The organism is Salicola sp. AFF1 (assembly GCF_056783195.1).
The window spans coordinates 1-1,653 of sequence record NZ_JBXAYL010000089.1 but is presented as its reverse complement, the minus strand read 5'-3'; the positions used below and the strand labels follow the sequence as shown (position 1 = coordinate 1,653).

Genomic DNA, 1,653 nt, shown 5'->3' with positions numbered 1-1,653 from the left:
GGCAAGTCCCACCACTAAGCAGGTGGCGCGCCCCGTCGGCATCCGTGCAAGTATGCATCCGTGCATGGGGGCTTGGTTATCAAGCGGGTTTTTACTGTTCGGTTACCGGACCCAAGGGTATTGAAGTATCCCATGCGAAAGGGATAGCTTTATGTAGATACCATTCCCAAAACTGTTTTCGCTTATCTCGATCACCAACTTCTTCCCACACTGCTCCCCCGCAATGAGCTAACGAAGCGTAAAAACAGGCCTCCCAATCTGTTGGGTCAGATTCTTTTTCATTTAATCCTAAAACTTCAAAGTTACTGTCATACAAAACGACATTAATTGCTGAAAAACACGCAAAACTTGCATATACGGCAGGGAAATTAGGATCATCTTGATCAGTTAGATTAACTGAATCCGTATATAGCCGATCATTTATAGATTCAAGCTCTTTTATATCAAAGCTTCCTTGCAAGGTTGAAATCGCTTTTTTTAGGGCTTCTTCGGCCTTTTGCCTGTTATCAGAGTATACATCTAGATAAGGCAAACTGAAGTATGAGCAACCAATAGCCAGCTTTGCCCTTCTGTAATACCCCGCATCTTTGTGAACTTCCCTTGATAACTTCTCAATAAGCTCATGTATCTCTTTTCTTCGATATGCAGGCAGCTCACCATTATCGTCGATAAATTTCTCTGATTCGACAATCATTTGAGAAAGTTCGTTTGGGATATTCATTCTTGAGATCCTCTCGGCGTACTATTAACAGTCCCATCTGGCATAAATGTTCTTTCAACCTCAGGATCAGAAACCGTTATCGCACGATTTTGATGTTGCGCCTCTTTAGTGAAGAACTTCTGACAATCAGAGCATTGCGGACGAGATACATCTATCTTACCAGCATCTGGGTTTTGAACAATAACTTGTTTTTCAGCATGGGATGCATTAAACCTCCCCGGCACTCCCTGATCCATGGCTCCTGCTGGTCTTAGTTTGTGGCCTATTTCTTCTGATCGTGCAATTACTTTATCACTATCAACGTGAGTGAACTGTTCTGGTTTATTGGCACTATAACCGCTTAAAGTTTGAATATCTGTATCAGTTGATACCGTTTTGCTCTTTAAACGTTCAGGCAGGTTATCAAAAATTTCTTGAGCCGTTGGTGATGGAGGGTCTGGAACTTCAGCCCGTGTTGCTGTACGCGCAGCATCAGCCAGATTGTCCACACTTTTAGCCGCTGCACTAGTCTTCGCTGCCGGAATCGGCGCCCAGTCCATAAATCGCTCAGGGCCGGTGCGCAGCCCCTCGTTCTGATTGGTGAGCGGGTTGATGCCTGTGTATTTCTCGTTGCCGAAGGTATTGCGCCACGCATCGGCGATATCCGTCGCCGGACCGCCAATCATGGCGTTCACAACCCCACCGGTGATGGTATCCCGGAACCAGTTCGGCTCCATGGCCCGGATGCTGCCGACATCCGCACCGTTGGTTTCCACCATGGATGGTATGTCCGGCTTCATGTTGGACAGGGCCGCAAGCTCTGTCTTGTCCGCATTGCCAGCCCCGATGATGGACTCGTAGTCGAGCCCAAGCGGGTCGATATAATCGAGTGGATTGGGCGTGTAGCGGTAGCTGTTCAGGCCTCCCTTGATGCCTATCGGGTCCGGGGTCAG

General features: G+C 47.6%; 2 protein-coding genes. Both read right to left on the bottom strand.

The features are described from left to right. Positions 1-91: 91 nt before the first annotated feature. Positions 92-721 carry an Imm5 family immunity protein gene (locus tag AC1RQI_RS16800; RefSeq protein ID WP_481905761.1) on the bottom strand — a complete coding sequence of 210 codons (630 nt, stop codon included), beginning with the start codon at positions 719-721 and terminating at the stop codon, positions 92-94. Further along, on the bottom strand, positions 718-1,653 hold a 936-nt coding region (locus AC1RQI_RS16795), incomplete at its 5' end, for an RHS repeat-associated core domain-containing protein (RefSeq protein WP_481905760.1). The genes AC1RQI_RS16800 and AC1RQI_RS16795, both read right to left, overlap by 4 nt.